The sequence below is a fragment of the Streptomyces sp. NPDC001852 genome (assembly GCF_042891825.1).
In the GTDB taxonomy this organism is placed as follows: Bacteria; Actinomycetota; Actinomycetes; order Streptomycetales; family Streptomycetaceae; genus Streptomyces.
Genome location: NZ_JBIATN010000001.1, coordinates 37,910 through 54,172, shown reverse-complemented (window position 1 = coordinate 54,172; position 16,263 = coordinate 37,910). Strand labels below are relative to the sequence as shown.

General features: G+C 70.1%; 11 protein-coding genes and 1 pseudogene. 6 read left to right on the top strand and 6 right to left on the bottom strand.

Features of this window, described 5'->3' with window-relative positions:
• Positions 1–27: 27 nt before the first annotated feature.
• Positions 28–1,071 (top strand): aldo/keto reductase, encoded by a 1,044-nt coding sequence (locus tag ACFYZB_RS00215; protein WP_388752373.1) that lies wholly within the window; start codon positions 28–30, stop codon positions 1,069–1,071.
• A complete protein-coding gene (locus tag ACFYZB_RS00210) occupies positions 1,046–1,747 on the top strand; it encodes a FadR/GntR family transcriptional regulator (RefSeq protein WP_388752371.1) in 702 nt (233 codons plus the stop codon). Before ACFYZB_RS00215 ends, ACFYZB_RS00210 begins: the two co-directional genes overlap by 26 nt.
• Before the next feature lie 129 nt (positions 1,748–1,876).
• On the opposite strand, the gene ACFYZB_RS00205 is transcribed toward ACFYZB_RS00210, so the two are convergent.
• The 6 genes and pseudogenes from ACFYZB_RS00205 to ACFYZB_RS00180 all read right to left on the bottom strand — a co-directional run bounded on the left by ACFYZB_RS00205 (position 1,877) and on the right by ACFYZB_RS00180 (position 10,033).
• Positions 1,877–3,523, bottom strand: a complete 1,647-nt coding sequence (locus ACFYZB_RS00205; RefSeq protein WP_388752369.1) for a glycoside hydrolase family 27 protein — start codon at positions 3,521–3,523, stop codon at positions 1,877–1,879.
• A 99-nt stretch (positions 3,524–3,622) separates the two neighbouring features.
• A pseudogene (locus tag ACFYZB_RS00200) lies at positions 3,623–5,089 on the bottom strand (endo-1,4-beta-xylanase); the annotation flags it as partial.
• A gap of 75 nt (positions 5,090–5,164) precedes the next feature.
• Entirely contained in the window at positions 5,165–6,304 is a 1,140-nt protein-coding gene (locus ACFYZB_RS00195) for a ricin-type beta-trefoil lectin domain protein (protein ID WP_388752366.1), read from the bottom strand.
• A 319-nt stretch (positions 6,305–6,623) separates the two neighbouring features.
• Positions 6,624–8,066: an arabinofuranosidase catalytic domain-containing protein gene (locus ACFYZB_RS00190; protein ID WP_388752364.1), complete on the bottom strand. Its 1,443-nt coding sequence runs from the start codon at positions 8,064–8,066 to the stop codon at positions 6,624–6,626.
• Positions 8,067–8,747: 681 nt separating this feature from the next.
• Positions 8,748–8,996, bottom strand: coding sequence for a hypothetical protein (locus tag ACFYZB_RS00185; protein WP_388752361.1), 249 nt, complete (start codon positions 8,994–8,996; stop codon positions 8,748–8,750).
• Positions 8,997–9,019: 23 nt separating this feature from the next.
• On the bottom strand, positions 9,020–10,033 hold the full coding sequence (locus tag ACFYZB_RS00180) for a LacI family DNA-binding transcriptional regulator (protein WP_388752359.1): 1,014 nt from the start codon (positions 10,031–10,033) through the stop codon (positions 9,020–9,022).
• Between the two features lie 314 nt (positions 10,034–10,347).
• Here ACFYZB_RS00180 and ACFYZB_RS00175 point away from each other — a divergent pair, with 314 nt between their 5' ends.
• The 4 genes from ACFYZB_RS00175 (at position 10,348) to ACFYZB_RS00160 (ending at position 16,240) form a co-directional block, all read left to right on the top strand.
• On the top strand, positions 10,348–11,313 hold the full coding sequence (locus ACFYZB_RS00175) for a glycoside hydrolase family 6 protein (RefSeq protein WP_388752357.1): 966 nt from the start codon (positions 10,348–10,350) through the stop codon (positions 11,311–11,313).
• Positions 11,314–11,475: 162 nt separating this feature from the next.
• The gene (locus ACFYZB_RS00170) at positions 11,476–12,750 is read left to right on the top strand and encodes a glycoside hydrolase family 6 protein (RefSeq protein ID WP_388752354.1); all 1,275 of its coding nucleotides are present in this window, start codon (positions 11,476–11,478) and stop codon (positions 12,748–12,750) included.
• A 234-nt stretch (positions 12,751–12,984) separates the two neighbouring features.
• The gene (locus ACFYZB_RS00165; RefSeq protein ID WP_388752351.1) at positions 12,985–13,953 is read left to right on the top strand and encodes an expansin EXLX1 family cellulose-binding protein; all 969 of its coding nucleotides are present in this window, start codon (positions 12,985–12,987) and stop codon (positions 13,951–13,953) included.
• A 349-nt stretch (positions 13,954–14,302) separates the two neighbouring features.
• Positions 14,303–16,240: an autotransporter gene (locus ACFYZB_RS00160; protein WP_388752349.1), complete on the top strand. Its 1,938-nt coding sequence runs from the start codon at positions 14,303–14,305 to the stop codon at positions 16,238–16,240.
• Positions 16,241–16,263: the final 23 nt, after the last annotated feature.

Here is a 16,263-nt window from a genome sequence, read left to right as displayed (position 1 = left end):
CCACTCATAGGACCCGAGGAGCATGTCGTGCGCACCCGGAAGATCACGAACACCACCGTCGACGTCACCGAACTGGGCTTCGGTGCGTCCGTCATCGGCAACCTCTACCGGGTCACACCGGCCCAGGACGCGGCGGCCGCGATCGAGGCGGCCTGGGACAGCGGCATCCGGTACTTCGACACCGCGCCGCACTACGGGCTCGGCCTGTCCGAACAGCGGCTGGGGGCCGCCCTGCGCGACCGCCCCCGCGAGCAGTACGTCGTCTCCTCCAAGGTGGGCCGGCTGCTCGTGCCCAACGAGCAGCCGCGGGGCGTCGACAGCGAGGGCTTCGTCGTCCGGGACGACCTGCGCCGCCAGTGGGACTTCAGCCGGGACGGCGTGCTCCGCTCCGTCGATGCCACCCTGGAACGTACGGGTCTCGACCGTCTCGACATCGTCTACGTGCACGACCCCGACGACCACTGGCGGCAGGCCGCAGAGGAGGCTCTGCCCACCCTCGCGGACCTGCGCGACCAGGGAGTGATCGGGGCGATCGGCGCCGGCATGAACCAGTCGGCCATGCTCGCCCGCTTCCTGGGCGAGACCGCGGCCGACGTGGTGATGCTGGCCGGCCGCTACACGCTCCTCGACCAGTCGGCCCTGGACGACGTGCTGCCCGCCGCACGGGAGCACGGCAAGAGCGTGGTCGCCGTCGGCGTGTTCAACTCGGGCCTGCTCTCCCGGGAACGTCCCGCGCCGGGCATGAAGTACGACTACAAGGACGCTCCGCCCGAGTTCGTCGCCCGTGCCCTGGCCATCGCCGAGGTCTGCGAGCATCACGGCACGCCCCTGCCCGCCGCCGCGATCGCTTTCCCCTTCAGCCATCCCAGTATCATCAACGTCACCCTGGGAATGAGGAATCAGGAGCAGGTCAGGCACAACGTGGAACTCCACCGTCGGCACGTGCCGGAAGCTCTCTGGGACGACCTTCGCGCCCAGGGCCTGATCAGGCCGGACGTACCCACGCGGAACAGCGCGGAGAACACTCCGGAGAAAGGGGTGCGCGTTGTCGCTGACGGACAGGGCCATTGAGCGGATCCGTGAACTCATCCGCACCGGGGCGCTGCCACCGGGCTCGAAGCTGCCGCCGGAGCCGGAGCTGGCGGCCCAGCTGGGCCTGTCCCGCAACCTGGCCCGCGAGGCGGTCAAAGCACTCGCGGTCGCCCGCGTGCTCGAAGTCCGCCGGGGCGACGGCACCTATGTCACCAGCCTGCAGCCGAGCCTGCTGCTCGAGGGCCTGGGCGGCGCGGTCGAGCTGCTGCAGAGCGACTCGGCTGCGCTGCTGGACCTGATGGAGGTGCGCCGGCTCCTCGAACCGGTGGCCACTGCACTCGCCGCCACCCGGATCTCCGACGACCAGCTGGCAGAGGTCAAGCAGCACCTGGACGCCATGCGAGCCGCACGCGAGGACGTCGAACAGCTGAACGCGCACGACGCGGCGTTCCACCGCGCCGTGGTCTCGGCCACGGGCAACGAAACGCTGCTCACCCTGCTGGAGGGCATCTCGGGCCGCACCTTGCGCGCCCGCATCTGGCGCGGCCTGGTCGACGACCAGGCCGCGGGCAGGACCCTCGCGGAACACCAGGCGATCTTCGATGCCCTGTCCGCCCGTGACGCCGTGCTCAGCCAGGCCGCCGCGCTGATGCACGTGAGCCACACCGAGCAGTGGCTGCGGGAACATCTGAGGAACACCGCCCCAGCAGGATGACGCCCCCGCAGGCGGACTCCTCCCAGCGCTCCACCTTCCCGACCGTCTGCCGGGGGGGTACGGCCACAGGGAGCGCCGGAGTGCGCTCGCCCTCCTCCCTCTGTGGCGGTGCCGCCCCTCGGCGGGGACTCATCCCAGAGTCCACTGCTGATTCCTGCCGCCGTTGCAGGTCCACAGCTCGGCGAGGGTTCCGTCGGCGGTGGCCGCTCCGGTGACATCCAGGCACAGGCCGGACTGGACCCCGGTGACGGTGCCGTCGGAGTTCAGCGTCCACTGCTGGTTGGTCTGGCCGTTGCACGGCCAGACCTCGACCTTCGTCCCGGGGGTGGTCTGGTTGTTGTAGGCGTCCAGACACATCTGGGCACTTCCGGAGTAGACGGTGAGCTGGTTGGAAGTGGAATGCGTCCAAGTCTGGTTGGTGCCGCCGTTGCAGCTCCAGATCTCCACCTGGGTGCCGGCGGTCGTGGTGGAGTTCGGCACGTCCAGGCATGTGCCCGCACCCACCGCGTGCAGCTCACCGGTCACGCTGGTGCCGCCGCCGCTGCTGGTGCCGCCCGCAACCCGGTACATCGCCGTGCCGTGGGCCGGCACCGAGGCGCTGATGGTGCCGGAGGTGGTCGAGGACGCCCCCGACCACAGGTCGGTCAGGGTGTAGGCGGACGCCCCGGTCTTCCCGATCGCGGCCGCGGTGGTGGTGATGGTCGCCGTCGAGCCCGTCTCGTTCAACAGCGCCACTGACACGTCCCCGTTTGCCAGCGGCTTCGCCAGCACGTCCAGGCCGCCCGAGGACGACACCATGGTGCCCTGTTCACCGAGGGGGTCCTGGTCGACCGCGATCACCCGGGAGTTGGTGAGGGTGGACAAGGTGTCGGAACTGGCCGCGGGGATGTTCGTGCCGGCGATCAGCGGCGCGGCCATCTCCGCCCACAGACTGAACTCGCTGCGGCTCTCGGTGGCGGTCAGCGAGCCGTTGCCCACCTCCAGCATGTCCGGGTCGTTCCAGTGGCCGGGGCCGGCGTAGGAGGCCAGTCCCACGTTGCTGTGGAAGATGGACAGCATGCTGGACCAGCTGGGGCTGATGTCCCCTGTGGTGCGCCAGCTGTTGCCCACGCCCGCGCCCCAGGTCCACACGTTCTCCTGACCCCAGTTGCACAGGCTGAACAGGATCGGCCGGCCGGTGGCCGCCAGGGCGTCCCGCATCGCGGTGTACCGGGTCCGTGCCGGCACCCCGGTGTTGTTGCAGTTGTCGTACTTCAGATAGTCCACACCCCACGACGCGAACGACTGCGCGTCCGTGGTCTCGTGCCCCAGGCTGCCCGGATACCCCGCACAGGTCGAGGTGCCCGCGTCCTCGTAGATTCCCAGCTTCAGCCCCAGCGAGTGCACGTAGTCCGCGGTGCCCTTGATGCCGTCGGGGAACTTGGCCGGATCCGGCACCAGGTGGCCACCGGAATCCCGGCTGTGAGTCATCCAGCAGTCGTCGATGTTGACGTACGAGTAGCCCGCCGCCTGCATGCCGTCGGTGTGCATCGCCTGCGCGGTGGACTTGATCAGCGACTCGGAGACATCGCAGCCGTACGCGTTCCAGTCGTTGAATCCCATCTGCGGCGTCAGTGCGAGCCCGTTGCCCAGCGCTGCGGCAGGTGGCGCCGTGGCGAGGGAGAGGAGGGGGGTGGCCACGGTGAGCAGCACGGCCGAGAAGGTGAGTGCCAGGGTTCTACGCAGGGAGAGCAGAGGGGGCAGCGGTCGGAGGCGTCTGGCTCGCGCAGTGGTCATGGGCATAAGTCATCGACTCCTCGGTCGAGTTGAGGGAGCGGACATGGACTGGCTGTCGTCGGAGTACTTCGCCTTCGCGGGAGCCGGGAGAGCCCCTCACCGCAGGTTCCAGTGCTGGTTGGCGCCGCCGGTGGCGTCCCAGACCTGGACGGGGGCCCCGTTGGCGCTCTGCCCGGCGGGAACCTCCAACGCCCGGCCGGAGGCGGCGTTGGTCAGGGTGTACGAACCGTCGCCGTTCCGACTCGCCCGCCAGTGCTGGTTCGCACCGCCGTTGGCGTCCCAGATCTCCATCCGCGTGCCGTTGTCCGTCCGAGCACCCGGCTCGTCCAGCACCCGCCCACTGCCGACATTCGTCAGCGTGTACGAGCCGTCACCGTTCCGACTCGCCCGCCACTGCTGGTTCGCACCGCCGTTGGCATCCCAGACCTGCAAGGACGTGCCGTTCGCCGTCTGCCCGCCCGGGACGTCCAGCACCCGGACCGCAACGACATCGAACAGCGAATACACCGCCCCGGAGACGATGCCCCCCGTGTTCCCCGCGCTGCCGCCCAGCACGGACAGGACCGCGTCGTAGGCGGGCTTCTTGTTGCCGGCCGCGTCGAACAGGAGCGGGTTCTCACCGGTGCGCCAGGAGTCACTGTCCCTGATCCCCCACACCGTGATGCCGGTGCATCGGGCGACGTTCATGCACGCCTGCACGGTGTTGGCGTAGGCGGTCGGTGACGCCTGGGCGATGTCGAGTTCGGTGATCTGGACGTCGACGCCGAGCGCGGCGAACTTGGACAGAGTGGTCTCGTAGCCGGCCGGCGGGCCGCCTGCGCCGAAGTGGCTCTGGAAGCCGACGCAGTCGATGGGTACACCGCGGGACTTGAAGTCCTTGACCATGTTGTAGACGCCCTGCGTCTTGGCGTCGGACCAGTTCTCGATGTTGTAGTCGTTGTAGCAGAGCTTGGCGGAGGGGTCGGCGTTCCGGGCGGTGCGGAAGGCTTCCTCGATGAAGCCGTTGCCCAGCACGTCCTGGAAGACCGAGCTGCGGTGCTGACCGCTGCCGCCGTCGGCGAAGGCTTCGTTGACCACGTCCCAGGCGTAGATCCTGCCCTTGAAGTGGCTCATCTCGGTGGTGATGTGGTTGTCCATCACGCTGCGCAGCGTGTTCGCGTCTCTGATGCCGCTGACCCAGCCGGGCAGCTGCGAGTGCCACACCAGCGTGTGGCCCCGCATCCGCTGCCCGTGTGCGGAGGCGTGGCCGACGATCGAGTCGGCCGGGCCGAAGTTGAAGGTGCCGCGGGAGGGTTCGGTGGTGTCCCACTTCATCTCGTTCTCCGGGGTGATCATGTTGAACTCCCGGTCGAGAATCGTGGAGTACGCCGAGTCGCCGAGCCTTCCCGCAGCCACGGCCGTACCGAAGTAGCGGCCACTGCCGGCCGCTGCCGAGCCCAGCGTGCCGGAGGCCGCATGTGCTTCGGGTGCCGCCGTTCCGGCCAGGGCCAGTACCGTACCGACCGTCAGACCGGCGGCCGAGGCCAGGATCTTGCGGAGACGGGGCTCCTCGTTGAGCCAAGGCATGAAGGATCATTCTCCTTGTGTGTGGGGGGAGACACCGACCGCGAGACAGTGCCGCGGTGGAGTCGGGTCACGAGCTCAGGAGACCGGGAGAGCGGTCCACTGCTGGTTGGCGCCGCCGTGGCAGTCCCACAGGATCAGTTGCGTACCGTCGGCGGTGGATGCACGGGGGTCGTCGAGGCAGCGGCCGGAGACCGGGTTGCGGTAACCACCGTTGTACGCCTGCCACTGCTGGTTGCTGCCGCCGTTGCAGTCCCAGATCTCGATCTTGGTGCCGTTGGCGGTGCCGCCGCCGGTGGCATCGAGGCACTTGCCGAGCGCCCGCAAGGTGCCGTCGGAGCGCGCGGACCAGAGCTGAGCGTCCGAGCCGTTGCAGGACCAGATCTCCGTGGCGGTTCCGTTGGCGCTGTTGCCGCCGTTGACGTCCAGGCACTTGCCCGCGACCCCGGAGCGCACCTGCCCGCCGACGGGAACCGGCGGTTTGATCCAGCCTGCCGCGTCCGCGGCCTGGACCCCGGTGTTGAAGGCGTCCGCCATCTTGCGGTAGCCGTCGTCGTTGGGGTGAAGGGGGTCGGACAGGTCCGCGGTGGTCAGCGCGCTCATGTCCGCCAGGCGTACGTGTTTGCCGGCGGCCTGCTCGGCCTGGACGATCCCGGGCAGCTTGGCGTTGAACGCGGGCCGGTTGGCCTCCTCGGTGCCGCTGGTGGAGATGATCACGGTACCGACGAGGACGGTGGCGTCGGGTGCGTCCTCGGTGATCCGGTCGATGAGAGCACGGAGCCGGTCGGCGGCGGTCGCAGCCGGAGAGCCGCCGTTCAGATCATTGGTGCCGATCTCCAGGGTGACCACGTTCGGCCGGTAACGGGCCAGCACGGAGTCTGCGATGCCGGCTGTCTGATCGATCCACCAGCCGGAGTGGCCTTCGTTGTCCGGGTCGGACATGGTGCCGTTGCGACCCGAGCCGACGAAGTCCAGGGCGTGCCCCTCGGCCGACAGCCGGTTCCACAGGAAGCCCCGGTAGCCGTTCCCGGACGGGCTGCCGACGCCCCAGGTGATCGAGTCGCCCAACGGCATCAGCCGCAAGGTGGCGGGCGCGGCGGCCCGCACGGTGGAGGGCGGGGCCTCGGTGCCGGTGGCGGCCGCGGCCGGCAGTGCACAGGCCATGGCGAGGGCAGCCGTCAGCGCCGCGGCCAAGGGGGGTGCCGAGTACTTCTTCATCAGCGTTCCTCACTGGTGCGGGACAGTGGGTGGGGTGAGCGAGTCCGCGAGCCGGTCAGCGGCGTGAAGTCCTGCTCGGTGCCAGCGGTGTTCTGCAGGGCCATGGGGGCGCGCTGCCGAACGTTCCGATCGGGGCCGAACGTTCCGATCGGGGCCTGCCACGCGATGTCGGGTGTGTCGGCGCCGTGGAGCCGCCCGGCACCGCCATGGGATCCCGGGAGCCTCTCCGACCGCCGGGTGCTGGGCACGCGGAAGCCTGCATCCGGTGGCGGGCGGCCCGTGGGCCTGTGGTGGCCGACAACCGGCCGCAGCCTTCAGATCAGCTGAAGGTCCATTTCTGGTTGGACCCACCGTTGCACGGCCAGAGTTCGGCCGGCGCACCGTTGGCCGTGGAGGCGCCGGTGACGTCGAGGCAGAGTCCGGACTGGGTGCCGGTGACGGTGCCGTCGGCGTTCAGCTGCCACTGCTGGTTGGCGCCGCCGTTGCACGGCCAGGTCTCCACCTTGGTACCGGCGGAGGTCTGGTTGTCGTATGCGTCCAGGCACATCTGGCTGCTGCCGCTGTAGACGGTCAGCTGGTTGGAGGCTGTGCGGGTCCAGGTCTGGTTGGCGCCGCCGCTGCAGTCCCAGATCTGCAGCTGTGTGCCGGCCGTGGTGGACGAGTTGGGCACGTCCAGGCACTTGCCCGCGCCCACCGCGTGCAGCGCACCGGTGCTCGTGGCGCCCGGGGAACTGCTGTATCCGGCCGCGGTGATGTTGGCCTGGACCGCGTTCTCGGTGGCGTCGGACGGGTAGCCGGAGGTCATCACGCCCTCGTAGAAGGTGCCTTGGGCGCCCTTGCTGTTGTCGCCGCCGGTGCCCAGGATGATGGCACCCTGCTTCCGCATCGGGTTGTAACCGGGAACGTTGGGGCGCGGTCCGTCGTAGAAGGTGGACAGGCCGCCGGCCTGCGCGTTGCCGCCCCGGATCGCCCAGTGGTTCGGCCCGCCCTTGATGATGGCGGTCGTGTACCGGTGGTTGATGGTCGGGTCGCCCGCGTTGCCATGCTGGTTGACCCCGGAGAACAGGCCGTTCTCCAGGTCGGCCATGATCCACGGACCGTTGCCCGAACCGTAGCCCCAGACCCTGATGTTGCCGAAGTAGATGGCCTCCATGGTGCCGTTGCCGTCGTCGTTGCTGTCCGTCTCGGCGTTGCCGTAGTCGAAGCAGCAGCCGCCGTTGTAGTGCGTACCGTCGAAGATCGCGTACATGCCCTCGGGGTTGTCCCCGGTCGCGACGCCGTTGGTGTGGTTGTTGCGGTACCCCGTGCCGGGCGCCACAAAGACGCCGTAGGCCTTGTGACCCCCTACCACGGTGGGCGCGGCGGTCGCGTTCGCGAGGTTGTCGGGGCCGCCCGCGGCACCGCCCGCGGGCGCCTGGGTGAGGCTGTTCCCGCGGCCTGACTGGTCGTAGATGACCGTGATCAGGCAGGTCGTCCCCGAACAGAACGCGTCCTGGGCGGCGGCGTCGGCGTACCCGCCCGCGCTCAGGACGCCGATGTTCCGGGTGGTGTTGTCCGAGGCACGCCGGACCTGGTAGAGCGGCCCGGTGTACGAGGCGTACAGCGCTCGCGTCGTGCTGTGCGCAGCCACGCAGGGCGTGCCGCCGGCCGCGTAGATGTCACACGGCCCGGACGCGGCGGCCCGAGCCGTGCCGGCCGTGGCCGTGGCGCCCACCAGAGTCCCGGCGACGAGCGCGGCTGCGGCCCCCGCCCGGGCGAACATCCTCGACCGAGAGCGGGGCGAGCGCGCCGGCGGCGGGACATGTGCCTGATCCGGCACACTTTCCGGCCTGCCACGGCGCCGTAACGCCGCCAGGAGCCCTCGTATACCACCGCGCCCGGACAGCGGGTGGCGTCTTGTGCGCATGGTTCCCATCTGATCTCCCCTACGTGCCGGCGCGACCCAGTCGGGTGTGGTGTCTTGGCGGCGCTGACGATCCGAAGCACTTGAAGGTGCCGTATGTGCAGTGAGATTGCAGAGAGGTTTCGGGGGGAGACGGTCCTCCCGAGTCCGCGGGACTGTCAAGAGTTCGAAGCCCCTGGCGCGAAGGTTGTCGCGGAATCGCTTCGACGGCTGATTCCTGTGGGTCGGTTCTCGTCCGTACGCTCGAACAGATCCGGCGTGACAGCAGGCAGTTCCCCTTGCCGCGATGCCTTGGCGCCGCCTTGCCGCATGGCACGCCATTGACCCCGCACTCGGCCGGTCGTAACTTTCCGTCGAAGCGCTTGCGTGGGAGCCGATTCGCCTGGGTTTTCCGGCACGTGCATGGCCGGGAACGCGCGGCGGTTCCGGCAGTCCCGACGCCACCGCCCCGCGGAGCCGGGCCTCGGGCGGGTATCGCGGCACCTGGCCCGCCCGTTGCACGTCACGCCGAACCGGAGCTGCGTGAACATCGGGATCTCGTCATCCCCCCCGGCCGGCAAGAGGCTCACACACATGCAGCTGGACTTCGTCGCCGGCGTGGTCGACGCCGCCGCCCGGGTCGACCTGGATGTACTGCTGCCCCCTTCCGGCGAGGACCACGACCGTTCCTTCGAGCGGTTGATCTCGGAACGCCGTGTCGACGGCGTCATTCCGATGGAGATCCGCCTGGAGGATCCTCGCGTGGGGCGCCTGCAGGATGCCGGGCTGCCGTTCGTCGGTGTCGGGCACACGGCAGGCGGAGGAGACCGCCATCAGGCGCTGGAGCGGATGACCAGACGGGTGGGCAGGATCAGCGGGGTGGGGTCCTGCCCGTTGATGAGCGCGACGAGCATACGCGCCATCTCCCGTCCGAGAGCCGTTATGGGCTGATGGACGGTGGTGAGCGGCGGATCGGCGATCCGGGCGACGGTCAGATCGTCGAAGCCCACGACGGCGACGTCGGCGGGAACCGGCCGGCCGGCCTCGCGCAGGGTGCGCAGCGCTCCCGCCGCCATGTTGTCGTTGGCGACGAACACCCCGTTCACCTCAGGGTGGTTCGCCAGCAGTGCGGCCATGGCCGCGGCCCCGCCGGGCTCGGTGAAGTCCCCCTCCCACGGCGGGTGCGGCTCCAGACCGGCTGCCAGCATGGCGTCCCGGTAGCCGCGGTACCGGGCGCGCCCCACCTCGGTGTCCAGCCGCCCGCAGATCGTGGCCACACGGGTCCGGCCCCGCGAGAGCAGGTACTCGGTGGCCTCCCGCGCTCCGCCGGCGTTGTCGACGTCCACGAACCACCGGGGAGCCGAACCGACGGGGCGTCCGCCGAACACGACGGGCATCTTCGCCTCCTCGGCCGTACGGGCCAGCGGATCGCCCTCGCGCAGCGCCATCACCATGACGCCGTCGGCGCCCTTCGCCCGAAGGAGCTCCTCCACCCGCTCGCGTCCCCGGTCGGAAGCGGCCAGGCACAGCATCAGATGCAGGTCGGCCTCCTCCAGGGCGGCCGACGCGCCCACGATCACCTGGGCGAAGAACGGGTCCGCGAAGATCGACGGATCCTCTCCCGCCACGACCAGAGCGGCCGCTCCCGTCTGCCGGGTGGCCAGCGCGCGTGCCGTCGGATTGGGCACGTAACCGAGCTGCCTGACGGCCCGTTCGACCGCCTCGCGTTTGGCCCGGCTGACGTGCGGGGCGTTGTTGAGGACACGGGAGGCCACCGAGCGTGAGACGCCGGCGCGTTCCGCCACCGCCTCGAGCGTCGGCTGCCGACGTGGCACATCCTCAGCCATGAACTCCGAGCCTTTCCCTCCCGGCTTCGCCGAAAGCGTGCCGCCCCGGCCCGGTGCGGCTGGAAGCGCTTCCAGTCCTGGACTGTAGAGCCTTGCTCCCGCCCTGTGAAGTGCGGGTTGCGCAACGACTCTTGACAGCTTCATCAGGGCGCCACACGATACCGGCCACACCCCAAAACTCCTCAGCACCCCTGGGAGCGCTTCCAATGGGAGCGCTCCCACCTCCTACGTCGTACCACCGCCCTTCCTCAGCGCGTCGCATGCGCGGTACGAGAACGTGCGGCGCGTCCCTGCCAGGAAACCGAGGTACAGTCATGCGTCGCAGACTCCGCGCCCTCGTGGCAGCGTTCGTCGCTCTGCCGCTGGCGCTCGCTGTCGCACCTTCCGCCCACGCCGCCGACCCGACCACGATGACCAACGGGTTCTACGTGGACCCCGACTCCAGCGCGAAGCGGTGGGTGGCGGCCAACCCCGGCGACGGCCGGGCGCCGGCGATCACCTCCGCCATCGCCAACACCCCGATGGCCCACTGGTTCGGCTCCTGGAGCGGCATCATCGGCACCGCCACGGGCGCCTACGTCGGCGCGGCGGACCACCAGCACAAGCTGCCGATCCTCGTCGCGTACAACATCTACAACCGCGACTACTGCGGCGGACACTCCGCCGGCGGCGCCGCCTCGCCGTCCGCCTACGCGAGCTGGATCGCCCAGTTCGCCGGGGGTATCGCCGACCGCCCCGCCGTCGTCCTCCTCGAACCGGACTCCCTCGCGGACTACGGCTGTATGACCCAGGATCAGGTAGCCGAACGCGAGGGCATGATCACCGGCGCCCTCACGCAGTTCAACCGCCAGGCACCCGACACCTGGGTCTACCTGGACGCCGGAAACCCGGGTTGGGCGAGCCCGGCGACCATGGCCCAGCGCCTGAACGAATCCGGTCTGCGACAGGCCCACGGCTTCTCGCTCAACATCTCGAACTACTACACCACGGCCGAGAACATCGCCTACGGCAACGCCGTCAACAGCGAACTCAGCGCCCGCTACGGCTACACCAAGCCGTTCGTCGTGGACACCAGCCGCAACGGCAACGGCTCCAACGGCCAGTGGTGCAACCCCTCGGGCCGCAGCATCGGCACCCCGACCCGGACGGGCGGAGGCGCCGAGATGCTGCTGTGGGTGAAGACCCCGGGCGAGTCCGACGGCAACTGCGGCGTCGGAGCGGGCTCCTCGGCCGGACAGTTCCTCCCCGAGGTCGCCTACAAGATGATCCACGGCTACTGATCCGCGACCCCGTGACCGGGCGCGTACCTGCCCGCCACCGGGACACGGGCGCCGTCCGCCACAGCCCGGCCGGGGCCGTCGCGCACCGCCTTGCGCCCAGGCGGTCGACAGGCCGCCCCGGTGGCAGACGCTCCCCCATCCATCCACCGCCCAGGAGCAGCCATGAACACACGCAGCCTACGGCGCCGCGCGGCCGCCGTCATCGCGGCGCTCAGCGCCTTCGTCGCCCTCACCGCGACACAGGCGCAGGCCACATCCACGCGGGAGGTGATCGCCCCGGCCACGAAGTTCTACGTGGACCCGCACAGCGAGGCAGCGAAGCAGGCCCTCGTCGACCTCGGCAACGGCGACATCGAGGACGCCGCGAACATGGCCAGACTCGCGAGCTGGCCGCAGGCCGAGTGGTTCACCCAGGGCACGCCCGACGAGGTCCGGGTCAGGGTGCACCGGCTCGTCCGCCGGGCCCGGGCCGCCGGCCGGACCCCCGTCCTGGTCGCCTACGACATACCCGGCCGGGACTGCTCCCAGTACTCCAGCGGTGGAGCCGCGTCCTCCGCCGCCTACCGCCAGTGGATCGACGCCTTCGCCGCCGGCGTCGGCGACGACAACGCGGTGATCGTCGTGGAACCCGACGGCCTCGCCAACCTCCCCAACGACTGCGGGCCCGCCACGGACCCGACGGGCGAACTCACCGCCGCCCGCATCGCCGACCTCCGATACGCCGTCAAGGCCCTGAAGGCCAGACCCCGCACCGCGGTCTACCTGGACGCCGGCAACGTACAGTGGCGGGCCGTCGGCGACATCGCCCAGCGACTGCAGGAGGCCGGGGTCCAGTACAGCGACGGCTTCGCCCTGAACGTGTCCAACAACCACCCCACCGAGCACAACGCCAGATACGGCGCCTGGATCGCCAAGTGCATCTGGTTCGCCACCAAGGGCCCCGAGGAGGCACGCGGCCACACCGACTGGTGCGCCAGCCAGTACTACTCGTCCGCCGCCCCCAATGACGGCGCACCCGGCGACGCCGTCTCCCCCACGGACCCCACCACCTGGCGGTGGACCGACGCCTGGTTCGACCGGAACGTGGGCACCCCGCCGGCCGACGAGCTGCACCACCTCGTGATCGACACGAGCCGCAACGGCCTGGGCGCCTGGACCCCGGCGCCGGGCAAGTACAGCGGGGACCCGGAGGCCTGGTGCAACGCGCCCGGGCGCGGTCTCGGTCCACGCCCCACCGCCGACACCGGCGTCCCGCTCGTCGATGCCTACCTGTGGATAAAGACCCCCGGTGAATCCGACGGCAGCTGCACCCGCAACACCGGCGGCACGACCGACCCCGAGTACGGCATCGTCGACCCGCCCGCCGGCGCCTGGTGGCCCGACCAGGCCCACACGTTGGCCCGCAACGCGGTACCACACCTGACGTTCAACCGCTGAGCCCGGTCGGACACCTCCGTACGCGTCCGGCCGCCGAGCCCGCTCCCTCACCACGTCGCCGGTCAGCGAACCGGTGGGGGGATTCGGTTGCTCGTTCCGGTCGCGTACGGGATCGCGGCGGGTGAACGGAGGGACGGTCGGAAACCAGGACTCGTGAAAACTCGTCGGCAACGTTTTCGCTTCCTGCGGTCACTGAGCAGTGCAGCATCGGCTCGATCCTCCGAACGGACTGACATGAAGACAGAGACCATGACGGCGAGGCAGGCCGCGCGACAGCGCCGGCGCAGACACAGACTGGTGCTGGGCACCGCCGTCGCGCTGACCGCCGCGGGGGTTCTGGCCGCTCTGGTTCTGGCGGTGCTCCCCGACCGCAGAGCCGGCGCCGGGACCGCCGCCACCGCCCAGGCGATCAGGACGACCTCGCCCACGGCGGGCAGCCCTACCGCGCCGGGCGCCCCGGCCGGGACGGGGACCCCGACGGCGACGGGCACGGCGAGGCCGGGGCACCCCGCGGCGTCCGCGGCGGCGAAGCCATCGGCCACAGACTCCCCGCGGCCCCCGCGCCCGACGCCCGCCACGGCATCGGCGGCCGGACGGATCCGGCCCGGCACCACCTACCGGGGTGTCGCCACCGCCTACGAGGCCGGCGACGGAAACGGCGCCTGTCTGTTCGGTCCGAGCCCCGATCTCATGGTCGCAGCGATGAACACGACCGACTACGAGTCGTCCAGGGCGTGCGGGGCGTACGTCCTCGTACGCGCGGCGAACGGCGCCTCCGTCACGGTCCGGATCACCAACGAATGCCCGGCGCCCTGCGTACCCGGTCAACTCGACCTCAGCCAGCAGGCGTTCGCCAAACTCGCGGACCTCGCTGTCGGCCGGATCCCGATCACCTGGAGCCTGCTGAGCCCCGGTGACGTCGGCACCATCTCCATCCGGTACAAGACCGGCTCCAGCCCCTACTGGTGCGGCATCCAGGCGATCGGCCACCGCAATCCGGTGGCCGCGCTCGAGATCCGCACCTCGGACGGCTGGCGGCAACTGCCGCGTACCGACTACGACTACTTCCTCTCCGCCGACGGCAGCGGGTGCGGCGGCGCGATCAGAATCACGGACATCTACGGTGAACGACTGACCATCACCGGAATCGCGCTGCGGCCGGACGTCGTGCAGCCGACCGGGGTCCAGTTCTCGCGGCACTGATCGCGCCGTCGTCACGTAGCCGAGCGACGCGACTGGCTGCCCGCCACAGGCACGGCACCCAGTCGGCGCGGCGCTCCCGGGAACCCACCGGTCCGGCCCGCACACCGTCCGGCGCGGAGGCCGTCAGACGTCGCGGAGGCCCACGAACTCTGCTCCAGGCCGTAGCGGCCTGGCCGAGCGCACGTCAGGAACGCGACGGCCCTGCGCCGCCATCGGCTTCCGGGCGTCCGGGGAACTCCCTTGAACACCGGAACCGAAGAACTTCTCCGGGTTTTTGAGATCCCGGTGGCCCGCCACCGGTCTTCATGTCCGTAAGGATCACCAGCACTTCAGGAAGCACCCTGACTCGATGAAGCGATCTTGGCACCTTGTCCTGGCGTCGGCTCTCGTCGCGGGAGCCGTCACACCGGTGGTTGCGGTGGGCAGCGCAGTCGCCGCAGACGGCGACATCACCTCGGCCGTCCTGGCGAACCGTGATGTCGTCCTGACCGGCGACGCGGTCGTGCGCGTCCCGCGGGGTACCCACACGTACACCGGCGTGATCAGCGGTGAAGGAACCCTTCGCGTGTCCGGCACGGGCACGCTGGTCCTCACCAAGGACAGCACCTTCACCCTGCCGCGCTCCCGGCAGCACCAGAGGGTCCGGATCCCGGGCGGCAACCACCCGTACGTCGTGGTCGGCAGTCCCGACGAGCCCGCGGTCACCGTGGACGCGGGGGCAACCCTCCAGTACGGCACCGGTGGTACGGCCGGCCTGATCGGGTCCTTCCCGTACAACACGCCCGGTTACCAGCAGAACCAGGACAACATCCGGGTGGACGGCACACTGCGCCTGTCGCTGACCCGCCTGTTCAACCTGGGCCTCATCAGCGGCTCCGGCCTGGTCACCCAGCCCCGGAACATGTGGGGAACGCTCCAGATCTGCGGCACCAACCCGTTCTCCGGCATCTTCGACAACGGCACGGGCGTCAACTTCGCGAGCACCACCTGTGCCGCCGACCTGCCAGGCGCCCGCTCCATCGTCAACCGCGGTTCATGGATCATCGACACCCCGCTCAACCACACTGTCGTACAGCGGCAGAACTTCTACAGCCACGAGTACGGCAACGACGTCAACGTGCACTCCCGCCCGGGCAGCAAGGTGATCCTCACCGGCGTCTACAGCTGGAGTGACAGCGGCGAGGGGGCGCCGCCCTCGCTGAGCGACCCCGGTCTGAACTGGCGGCCCGTGGCCCACAAACTCAACAAGCGCGGCACCAACATCGAGGGCGCCGACGTCCAGTGGGGCGACGGGACCACACACCAGATCTTCATGCCCGGCACGGCGCAGACGGTCTACATCAACCTGCACGCCAGACGGCAGCGCTCCCGGCTCACCTTCGACTACAACGGACCGGTGACCCTGGGCGCGCCCATCGGCGGCGGCGTGTATCACGACACCCTCGGCGCTCCCGGCGCCGGGGACGTCGTCATCGCCGGCACCAGCGGCAACGACGTGACCTTCGCAGCAGCGCAGTACTACGACGGATCCACCACCATCGACAGGAACGCGACCCTCCATCTCGGCTCCGGGACCGCGGACGGCGACGGAAGCCTCCACACAGGCGGAGCCCTCGACAAAGTGATCGACAACGGTTCACTGGTGCTCCGCAACAGCAGTACACCCACCTCCCTCCCGGCGGTGACCGGTACCGGATCGGTGACGCAGGGCGGAGCCGCGGCCACCACCGTCACCAGCGCCGCCTACACCGGCGCCACCACCGTGACCAAGGGCAGTCTGATCGTCTCCGGGACCTCTCTGCGGACATCTGACGCGGTCGCTCTGACCGGTCCCTCGGCCGTCCTGGACCTCAGCGGGGCACGCGACACGACCCTGCGCAGGCTGCAGGTCGTCAAGGGCGCGAAGATCGTTCTTTCCCGGAACTCCCCCGAGATGACCGTCGGTTCGACGACCGCAACAGTCTCCGGTACCCGACTCGCCGTCGGCGGGGCACGCTTCTCCGTGAGCCGGGCCGGCGCCCACACCGTGCTCACCGCTCTCACGTCCACCACGGCCGCACACCCGGCTTCCGCCGCGACAGGACCGGCCCCCTCCCCCGCCCCGGCCGGCCGAGCGGCCGCGCCCCTGGGCTCCTCCACCGGCACCATGGCGGACACCGGCAGCAACTCCGGTGCTCTGTGGACCGTCACAGGACTGGCGGGCGTCGTCCTCGCCGGCGTCGCCGCGGTCTTCGTCCTCGTACGCAGCCGCTCGCGTCGTCGTACGGCCCCGCGTCACTCACGCTGATCCCCGGCCGCCACGGATTCCAC

Excerpts from the sequence above, each read along its gene's own strand:
- ACFYZB_RS00205 (WP_388752369.1), bottom strand. The coding sequence starts at position 3,523 with ATGACCACTGCGCGAGCCAGACGCCTCCGACCGCTGCCCCCTCTGCTC.
- ACFYZB_RS00160 (WP_388752349.1), top strand. The coding sequence starts at position 14,303 with ATGAAGCGATCTTGGCACCTTGTCCTGGCGTCGGCTCTCGTCGCGGGA.
- ACFYZB_RS00165 (WP_388752351.1), top strand. The coding sequence starts at position 12,985 with ATGAAGACAGAGACCATGACGGCGAGGCAGGCCGCGCGACAGCGCCGG.
- ACFYZB_RS00175 (WP_388752357.1), top strand. The coding sequence starts at position 10,348 with ATGCGTCGCAGACTCCGCGCCCTCGTGGCAGCGTTCGTCGCTCTGCCG.
- ACFYZB_RS00195 (WP_388752366.1), bottom strand. The coding sequence starts at position 6,304 with ATGAAGAAGTACTCGGCACCCCCCTTGGCCGCGGCGCTGACGGCTGCC.
- ACFYZB_RS00180 (WP_388752359.1), bottom strand. The coding sequence starts at position 10,033 with ATGGCTGAGGATGTGCCACGTCGGCAGCCGACGCTCGAGGCGGTGGCG.
- ACFYZB_RS00190 (WP_388752364.1), bottom strand. The coding sequence starts at position 8,066 with ATGTTCGCCCGGGCGGGGGCCGCAGCCGCGCTCGTCGCCGGGACTCTG.
- ACFYZB_RS00170 (WP_388752354.1), top strand. The coding sequence starts at position 11,476 with ATGAACACACGCAGCCTACGGCGCCGCGCGGCCGCCGTCATCGCGGCG.